9 protein-coding genes are annotated in these 8,937 nt (G+C 59.0%); 6 read left to right on the top strand and 3 right to left on the bottom strand.

Annotation, left to right across the window (positions count from 1 at the left end; translation table 11 throughout):
• Together MFF55_RS25645 and MFF55_RS25640 are read left to right on the top strand one after the other, a co-directional pair.
• On the top strand, nucleotides 1-447 hold a 447-nt coding region (locus MFF55_RS25645; protein WP_238246930.1), incomplete at its 5' end, for a DDE-type integrase/transposase/recombinase.
• A gap of 116 nt (nucleotides 448-563) precedes the next feature.
• Nucleotides 564-881 carry a hypothetical protein gene (locus tag MFF55_RS25640; RefSeq protein WP_238246929.1) on the top strand — a complete coding sequence of 106 codons (318 nt, stop codon included), beginning with the start codon at nucleotides 564-566 and terminating at the stop codon, nucleotides 879-881.
• A gap of 36 nt (nucleotides 882-917) precedes the next feature.
• On the opposite strand, the gene MFF55_RS27255 is transcribed toward MFF55_RS25640, so the two are convergent.
• Nucleotides 918-1,112 carry a KTSC domain-containing protein gene (locus tag MFF55_RS27255; protein ID WP_373874875.1) on the bottom strand — a complete coding sequence of 65 codons (195 nt, stop codon included), beginning with the start codon at nucleotides 1,110-1,112 and terminating at the stop codon, nucleotides 918-920.
• A gap of 33 nt (nucleotides 1,113-1,145) precedes the next feature.
• On the bottom strand, nucleotides 1,146-1,394 hold the full coding sequence (locus tag MFF55_RS25635; RefSeq protein ID WP_238246928.1) for a hypothetical protein: 249 nt from the start codon (nucleotides 1,392-1,394) through the stop codon (nucleotides 1,146-1,148).
• Nucleotides 1,395-4,199: 2,805 nt separating this feature from the next.
• Between MFF55_RS25635 and MFF55_RS25630 the strand changes: the two genes are divergently transcribed.
• The gene (locus MFF55_RS25630; RefSeq protein ID WP_238246927.1) at nucleotides 4,200-4,628 is read left to right on the top strand and encodes a hypothetical protein; all 429 of its coding nucleotides are present in this window, start codon (nucleotides 4,200-4,202) and stop codon (nucleotides 4,626-4,628) included.
• 429 nt (nucleotides 4,629-5,057) lie between these two features.
• Here the strand turns inward: MFF55_RS25630 and MFF55_RS25625 are convergent, their stop codons facing one another.
• Nucleotides 5,058-5,315, bottom strand: coding sequence for a hypothetical protein (locus tag MFF55_RS25625; RefSeq protein ID WP_238246926.1), 258 nt, complete (start codon nucleotides 5,313-5,315; stop codon nucleotides 5,058-5,060).
• A 1,817-nt stretch (nucleotides 5,316-7,132) separates the two neighbouring features.
• On the opposite strand from MFF55_RS25625, the gene MFF55_RS25620 reads away from it, so the two are divergent.
• From MFF55_RS25620 to MFF55_RS25610, 3 genes are all read left to right on the top strand, one after another.
• The gene (locus MFF55_RS25620; protein ID WP_238246925.1) at nucleotides 7,133-7,690 is read left to right on the top strand and encodes a DUF3489 domain-containing protein; all 558 of its coding nucleotides are present in this window, start codon (nucleotides 7,133-7,135) and stop codon (nucleotides 7,688-7,690) included.
• Nucleotides 7,691-7,695: 5 nt separating this feature from the next.
• Complete coding sequence (locus tag MFF55_RS25615; protein ID WP_238246924.1) at nucleotides 7,696-8,181, top strand: DUF2924 domain-containing protein; 486 nt, start codon at nucleotides 7,696-7,698, stop codon at nucleotides 8,179-8,181.
• The coding region (locus tag MFF55_RS25610) for a recombinase family protein (RefSeq protein WP_238246923.1) at nucleotides 8,178-8,937 on the top strand (760 nt) is incomplete at its 3' end. The genes MFF55_RS25615 and MFF55_RS25610, both read left to right, overlap by 4 nt.

Raw genomic sequence — 8,937 nt, 5'->3', positions numbered from 1 at the left:
ATCCAGGGCCGGCGCATGTACCTGTGGCGAGCCGTCGATAACGAAGGTGAAGTGCTGGATGTGCTGGTCCAGCCCCGGCGCGATAAAGCCGCTGCCCTGAAGCTGCTACGCAAGCTGATCAAGAAGCAGGGCTTTGCGCCAGCCGTACTCGTCACCGACAAGCTCCGCTCGTATGCGGCCGCACACCGAGAGCTCGGCCTGTCCGCTCGCCACGAGCAGGGCTTGCGCCAGAACAACCGAGCGGAGAACTCGCACCAGCCTGTCCGACGACGCGAGCACAAGCAGCAAGGTTTCAAGTCACCAGGATCAGCCCAGCAGTTCCTCTCGATGCACGCAGCCGTTCAGAACACCTTCTCCCTTCAACGCCATCTCATCTCCCGCGGCACCTTTCGGCTCTTCCGAGCTAAAGCCGCGGAGGCATGGCAGAAGGCAACCGCCGCGGCCTGAGTCGATGCAGACGCTACCGCGTTTGCAACCTCGCCTAGCTTCCCGTGACAATGCCCGCAGGCGTCGTGCACAAGGGAAAATTTGTTTTCGACAAGGCCTCAACCGACCGCATCGGCGTGGCGACACTCGAGGCCTTGCGCTCCGGCCGCTCGGGCTATGCCGACGGGGGTTTCGTCGGCTCTACGCCGGGCCGCGACCGCTTCACGATGCCGAGCAGGCAGGCGGGCAGTTCTGGAACGTCAGAGAACACCACCGGCAAGACCGAGCTCCACGTCTATGCCGGCGAGACCAACGAGGTGAAGACCACCCAGGGCCCGCAGGGTGTTCGGCACGAGATCATGATCGACAAGGCCGTGGCGCGGGCGCTGCTGGAGGGATCAAGCACCCGGGGCGTGCTCAAGCAGATCGGGGCCGGGCGGCTGACTGGGAAATAAGGCGAAGTCGGCGACGGGTGCGGTGCCGATGGTGCCTTAGCTGTACCGATCCTTGATGTAGCGATCAAAGTAGTTGCCGGCCGACGCCGCAGTGATAAGCCCGCGGTAGATCTCCTCAGGAACTCCGTAGTAGTTGTACGGATGTCCGCCGCTTGTAAACCAGATTTGCAGTGTTCGAGTCGACGGATCATACTCGGCTCTGCGGATTGCCGATGAGCTGAGATAGGGCACTTAACGCCTCCATCGGTCACCGCCATTCATAGATCACGCTAGATGCACCATAATTAGGTGCATAAAAGTCTTCTCGGTGGAGCCCTGTAGAAAGTGCTTCACACTTTTCACTTTGCCCGACACCATTCCAGCTGCGAAGCCCGCCACATTGTCGGCCCTCAGTTCATCGCCTTCTGAGATTGCGCCAAACGGCATCGCCGACTCGACTTGAAAAATGTTCTCTCCATCAGAGTCATAGACTTCCAAAAGATATTTTACTGTTCGCACGCCAGTTGCTGACATTGGGCCACCATGTCGGCTTTTGAGCTTTCTGCTAAAGCCATCAGGCAGGATACCCGCTAGGGTGCTGTTGTCGAGGTGAGCTTCGCCCGCTTTCGCTGGGCGTCGGCGGCTTCGTGCAGGTCACGAGGCTCACCCGAGGGTCTGCGCAGTCGCAGATCGTCCACCGCTGGCCTGACCCGGTCGGGGAGGTTCTCGACTTCCGCCGTGGCGATCCCTCACCATGGCATCAGTGGCCAATCCAGGTGCATGCGACGGTCGGAGCTTAGCCATGAGCCCGGAAGAAAAAGACCAAAATACATGCGGCCCTGCGCGTCACCATACAAGAATCGGAGACGCATGCCGCAGAGCGACGGCTCGCTGGGGCAGATAACCAGCTTGTGGCTGAAGAGCTCGGTCAGACTATCATCCGATGGCCGATTCGCCCGCGGCCCAGCGCATCCTAGAGCGTGGGATCAAGCGCTACATGGTAAATTGCGTCGTCACCCTGCGACGGTACGGCGTTCAGGAACACGAGATCAACGCCTACGGGCTGACATACATGGTCGCGATCACGGATCAGGTCGCAAAGATCTCGAAAACCGAATTGCCTCATCCGTATCCAGTAACGCGCATTCGAGCGAAATAAATATATTTCAGAGTTGCGCACAGTCAGTTAGTTATTACTCTTCACTACACAGTTTTTACTCACCATGTGGAAAAATCAACGGAGATTTTCAGCAAAACCATTCACCTTGCAAATCATAGCAGGAGCGGAAGAGACCCCTTTCAAACGTGAATAGTGCCTGCAATAAATCGTATGAACCTGCCAGGGACGCAGTGATTCGTTAGGGGGCTGTGATGAAAGCGACTGCTACGTGCTCGCTGGGAGCGCTTCTGTCATTCATTTATTCTCCGATGACTTATGGCCAAGAAATTTGTGCGACTCCTCTTAGGGAGGCATTGATGACCGTCCGTCAAACAAGGGGCGCATCCTCTTCAAATCAATCTTCCACAGCTTGGCAATGCAGCTTTAAGTTCTCAAGTCACGATGAGGCGATCAAAGCTGGATTGGATGTTGATACTATTGTTTACGGAGCACCACTAAAGGTAGGTGGAAAGTTTGAAAAATCCGTAGTTGACCGCTGGAAAGAAGATAATTGTTCACGGAATTCCCAGAATGCGTCCTTCGAAGGGGCTACTTACAACTACTTACGTGAAGTTGCTCCCGGAGCGATGACAGCTTTCGCCAAATGCATAGAAAGCCTAGGCGGGAGCAGCGCTTTGAATTGCAGTGTAAATCGAGAGCCCGGCGCAGTTACGGTAAAATGGAAGAGGACGGATGGCGAAGAGACTAGTGCCGCACCGACCTTGAAGCGCCTAATGGTAGTCAATGGAACTTGTAGTCCAGGGATCCCAGTAGGGACCGTCATCAACGAAGGAGGCGTGGGTTCTCCATGTATCCCTGAGCCGTCGAAAGATTTGATGGTAATGATTGAGACATCGCGAGGTATTTGTTCACCATTGGCAGCCTATCCGAAAAAGATTTTTTCGATTGCTGGAACTATTAGTATGGATGGCGATCGCTCTATCAGCTCGGACGTAGTAGAGTTTTCACCTGATAGCAAAATTATAACAAATGGCAACGCCTTAACAATAGCGGCCTCGGAAATAAAACTAAATTCCCAGTCGTCAATATTGTCGTTTGCGTCAAAGCTTCCGTCTGGTGCTCCAGGCACTCCCGGCGACGACGGAGGAACATTGATTATCCGCGCCGACAGGATAACAGGCGGCGATCTGCGGATCGACCTGTCGGGACAAGACGGCTTGCCTGGTGCGGCTGGCTCTCAAGGCGCGTCGGGAAGTCCAGGTAGGAATGCAAAAGGAAGGGGTCTCCAAGGAATCAGGGGATGCGGCGGTGGCCATGACGCCACCCACGGCGGTCCTGGAGGAGCAGGCGGGGACGGGTCACCCGGTGGGGCTGCAGGGAATGGCGGAACGGTTGTCGTTCAGATTTCAGGAGAGGACCGTGAGACTTCCCTTTCTCATCTATCAATCGCGGGTAGGGACGGGCGTACCCTCCCTGGCACGCCCGGAGCAGGCGGCGCACCTGGAGCAGGCGGTCCGGGCGGTCCAGGAGGGGCAGGCGACGGCGGGAATGATGGTTGCGGAGGGCGGGGTGGTAAGCCTGGGGGGCCTCCAGGCCCACAGGGGCTTGCCGGTGAGAATGGCTTGTCGGGGAAAGCAGGTTCTATTTCGTTGAACTGACGACTCTCCCAAGCGTGATGGTTGCTGCCCTAGTCAGGCATGTACCATATACCTTGCAAGACAAAAGCTCGGCATTTTATATTCTCATCAGCGGCTGAGAAGGCGCCTTTTGCGGTACAAATGCCGAGTTTACTTCCAGTATGCTTTAATAGCATCCAAGCAAGCTTAAAAACGAGGCGCGGCCGCCGGTGGCCGAGTGGCCTTCCGAGGCAAGACGATCTCTAGCGACTTGGGCAAAAGATTTTGAGCCAACCCGTCCGGCGCGATAACGGCGCTGGCGATACGACCTTGTTGAGAAAAAATCGCGGCATGGCGACGATGGCGATCACCACCCGGCATTTATCGACGAGAGATGCTTATAAAACGTGCAAGACGCTTCCCCACGAACCCAAACGATCTGCTGAGAGCCCTGAGATTCAATCCGGCTGTGGATAAGCAATAATTTGTTAACCACAGCGAGATCGGACACGTTGCGCGAATCTGTTTAGTAGACACCTCTGAGGATTCGGCCGAGCGTTTCTGAGATTGTGCTCAGAAACCGACGATGCTAGATTGCGGGTCATGGCCCGTGCATCCACGACTCCGCCCACTGCAGACGAGCAAGACGACGCGCGTGACGCCGCCGTGATGAAGGCGGTGCTGACGCTTCTGGACACGTTACCTGAGGCTCGCCGACGGTCAGTGCTTCAGAGATTGAGCGCGAATTCCAAACCTATATCTGGTCGCAAGTCCGGGGAGGTGATGGGCATTGTCATAGATTTCATTCGCGATAAACGAAGCTGGTCAGTGAGTGAGATCAAAGAAGAGGTTCTTCAGCACCACTCTGAGACTAATCCTAAAGAAATTTATAATACGATCAATTACCTCGCCAAGACGGGCCGCATAAAGCGCATCGGTTATGGCAAGTATATGGTGGATGGAAATTTGGTAATTTCAGCTGATCAGTTCAGTGAGGAACCCTTCCCCAATGACGATCAGGCTGACAACTGAAAACGGCGGCTGATGTATATCAGCCGCCGTTCTTACTCCCTGTCTTGCGCGTCCGTCTTGGCAGTTGTGCCGCGCGAGACAAACCCCCGAGGGAAAGGAGGTGTGCCATGTGGTTCATGGCTCGGACCTTAGATGTTGAAGTCTAAAGCCGAGGACGTAGCCTTCGCTGCGCCCACGGCTCCTTATAAACTGTTCCGACTTACTTGTCTTCCGGTTTTTACGGAGCTTTTTGCTATGGCTAAGGGAAATCCACCCCGTCAGACGACACCCCGCGTCTCCTCGATCGCTTCTCGTGTGCTCTCCGGCAACCTGAAGCCGTCACCAGCGCAGATCCGCACTTTAGCAGGCTCGGCGCTCGGACAGGATCAGACATCGGGTCAGAAGCCTACCAAGACCAAGTAGGCTTTTAGAGAAGGCCTCGCCGGCAAGTCACGAGACGACTTGAAGGCGAGGCCGATCTGAAGTGAGGGCGCGCGATATCATCTGCAGCAACGCGTGCCCAGAGAAGCCAGGAGCGGCTTTCGCCAGCACGTCGAAGGTGCCCTCGACGCAGTCCTCTACCACCAAAAACAAACCGGCGTCGCTACCTAGTTCGTGCAGCGCCTGATCTTCAAACGTCTGTCGGGAGATCTCGGTCAGACATAGCGTCCGATGGTTATCTATTGGAATAGAAAGCTCTTCTTCCATGTCCGCTTCCCCGTCGCTCCATCCATCAGTCAGAGAGCATCGCGAACCGCGCATCTCCGCGAACGCTCTTGCTCAATATCTCGTCCTCCGACCAGACGGCCAGGAAACGATCGTCCACAACGCTCGGTTCTCCAGACCGCCCATAGTGACCGCAAACGGCGACGCCATCCGTGGCCTCTGTGCGTACAACTCTGACCCCCGCCGCGATATAGCTACGCTTGAGCGGGTTAAGGCTGCCTTGTACGCAAAGGCGGCTCATGCAGATCTCAAACCCCGGGACCGAGAAGAAGCGCGCCGCTGCATCGAGGCGATCACCCTGTTCGAACGGTACGAGAACGCTCTTGGTTTGCGGGGTATGCCCCTCTCGGAGTGCCCTCGTCTAGAGCCTCTTGTGGTCGAGGGTGTCACGCTCTCTATCCGGCCGCACTTCCTGGTTCATGGGGACGGAAGCCGGATCGGCGCTGGCATAATCCGCGTTGCAAAGACGCCCGATCCCGACGCTTGCAAACTCGATGACACTCGGCAGCGGCGCGGAGACGAACGGCGGGAGATGAGCCGATACACGGTAGCGATGCTGCAGCTCCTTCTGGAAGCCCAGGGCGGCTCCCTCGGTGTGCCAGCACGTGAGCTGTGTTTCGTGGCCGATGTCCGGCTAGGCGAGCGCATTGATGCGGCTCCCGATCACACCGTTCGAGTTCGAGCAGTGCGGGGCGCATGCAGCCAGATAGCCCGCGCATGGCATTTCATCACCCCTCGCAATTCCGTACTGAATCGTTAGTGGGCCGATGGGCGGCTGGCACGTGCAGCTGGCCGTCCTTTGGTTTCTGGCAGCTCGCCGGACGCCCTGAGTCGCTGCCAAGTTGCGAGCACATTCGTTATACTGCTTCCGCACCGCGTCCGCGGCCATCTCGCAGCAATGCCGAAAAAGAGCTAAGTTGTTGAGGTATTTGGCGCACCCGACACGATTCGAACGTGTGACCTTTGCCTTCGGAGGGCAACGCTTCAAAAACACGTGACGAGTCGTCCAATCCGCGAGGGCCTATGACGAGCTCCTGACGTGCAAACCACGCTCCCACCAGGGGTACCTCAGTGGTACCCAACCGTGTCGTACATGCAGCCGCGAATGCGCTAAGTCACTGAAGTGATTGGTGGGTGCACAAGGTTTCGAACCTTGGACCCGCTGATTAAGAGGCAGCCGCTGCAAGAGCCGATCTACGTGATATGGCCGCGCTTCTGTTGGCGCGCGAATCGGTAATCTCGTCTGATCGCCGCAACTCTTTCAGCCCATTTCCCCCTAATTCCACAGAATGCCAAACAAGGGCGTAGCAGCTAAGTGCTTGAAATGAACAGTGCGCCCGAAAGGATTCGAACCTCTGACCCCCAGATTCGTAGTCCGATGGTCGAGCAGACTGAGATATGTAGCTTTCGTAAAAGGTAGCAGGAGTCATATCATTAGCTATTCCTATCGGACACATCAGCGTGGAACTCGTCGTGTGCACCTGTGATGCAAGTCAGCGTAAGCATCGGATTACTGCTGAGTGAGGCTGTGTTGCGAGTTGAATGTAAGATCGCGGCCTACTCTGCAAAATTCCGCTCGACTAGTGCCACGAACAGAGCGTCTATGTGGTCACGACGAGAGACGAGAAGCAATCATGAGCATGTCGGCCCAGCCTGCCCCAGCATGCCTGATGAAGATCGGCTGCAGCGGCTGAGCCGCCTCAAGTCTCCGGGCCATGAGGGTCTACCTGCCCCGCCGGCTAGATGCCGATTGCGGGGCCAGGGTGGTGGCACCCCTGCCACAACCCTGGAGACAGACCATGCCGAACCTCACGCTTTCCCCGTCTGAAGGCGCCGTGCTTACCGGTGCGGCCACTCGCGGCGATGCCCAAGTCATCCTGCCCACCACGATGAAGCCCGCCTCCGCCCAGCGCCTCCTGGGCAAGCTGCTCAAGCATGAGCTTGTCGCGGCAACGGAGCAGGAGGGGATAATCAGCCATCACCTTACGCTTGCTGGATACGAGGCGGTAGGCCTGAAGCCGCCCAGCGCTGTGCCAGCCCCTGCCCTGCCCGCACACAGCCGAAAGGCGGTTCCGGCCAGCGACGCACCGCAAGCGGGCACTAAGCGAGAGCATGTCGTGGCGCTGCTAAGCCGACCTGAGGGTGCAAGCCTGGCCGAGCTGATCACCGCCACAGGCTGGCTGCCACACACGACGCGAGCTGCGCTCTCGCGCCTGCGCTCGTCAGGACGCACGCTCGAGAAGAGCCCGCGCGAGGACGGCTCGACGGCTTATCGCATCGTCATCGAGCCGGCTCGGCCACGCCGCCGCTCGCGCAAGCCGGCAGCTGAGGCGCGAGCTCAGGTCTCGATCGGCTGATCGCGATGCGCACAGGCTCCCAACGCACGCCGCAGGACGACAGGCTCTCAGCCGACCTCGCCCGGCTGGCGATGCTCGATCCCGCCGGCCTGCAGCGGCGCTGGCGCATGGTGTTCGGGCGATCAGCGCCCGAACACCTCTCTCGCGCCCTCATGCACCGGGTGCTCGCCTACCGGCTCCAGGTCGACCGCCACGGCGACCTCAGCCCCGCAACCACCCGGCTCCTCGATCGGCTGAGACCTGACAGCCCGGCCGAGGTCCTCCCCCCTCCCGATCAGCCCGGCACCAAGCCGGGCACGCTGCTGGTGCGAGAGTGGAAGGGCGAGCTCCACCGCGTCATGGTGCTCGACCCGGGCTTCGCCTGGCAGGGTACGACCTACGACAGCCTGTCCAGAGTGGCGCAGGCGATCACGGGTACGAAGTGGAACGGACCCCGCTTCTTCGGCCTGCGAGAGCGGCCCTCATCGGCACAGAGGAGCGACGCGCGATGAAGCCGCCGGTCAAGGCGCTGCGTTGCGCGATCTACACCCGGGTCTCGACCGAGCACGGCCTGGAGCAGGAGTTCAACTCCCTCGACAACCAGCGCGAGGCGGCGGAGGCCTACATCAAGAGCCAGGCGCACGAGGGCTGGCGCTGCAGCCCAACCCTCTACGATGATGGCGGCTACTCAGGAGGGTCGCTCGACCGCCCTGCCCTGCAGCGGCTGCTCGTCGAGATCCAGGCCCGGCGCATCGACGTGGTGGTGGTCTACAAGGTCGACCGGCTCACCCGTGCCCTGTCGGACTTTGCCAAGCTCGTCGAGCTGTTCGATGCGCACGCCGTCTCGTTCGTGTCGGTGACGCAGGCCTTCAACACCACGACCAGCATGGGAAGGCTGACGCTGAACGTCCTGTTGTCCTTTGCCCAGTTCGAGCGGGAGGTCACGGGTGAGCGCATCCGCGACAAGATCGCTGCCTCCAAGAAGAAGGGCATCTGGATGGGTGGCACGGTGCCGCTCGGCTACCGGGTCGAGGCACGTGCCCTGCACATCGTGGAGGAGCACGCTGCGCTCATCCGCATGATCTATGCCCGCTACTTGGAGCTCGGCAGCGTTGCTGCGGTGCAGGCGCAGCTCAGGGAGGCCGGCATCCTCATCCCGCAGCGGACGGATGGCACGGGCCGCATCACGGGTGGGTCAGCCTTCAGCCGCGGGCATCTCTACGCCGTGCTGGCCAACCCGCTCTACATCGGCCGGCTCACGCACAAGG

This window comes from Methylobacterium iners (assembly GCF_022179305.1).
Classification (GTDB): Bacteria; Pseudomonadota; Alphaproteobacteria; order Rhizobiales; family Beijerinckiaceae; genus Methylobacterium; species Methylobacterium iners.
This window is presented reverse-complemented; position numbering and strand designations above follow the sequence as displayed.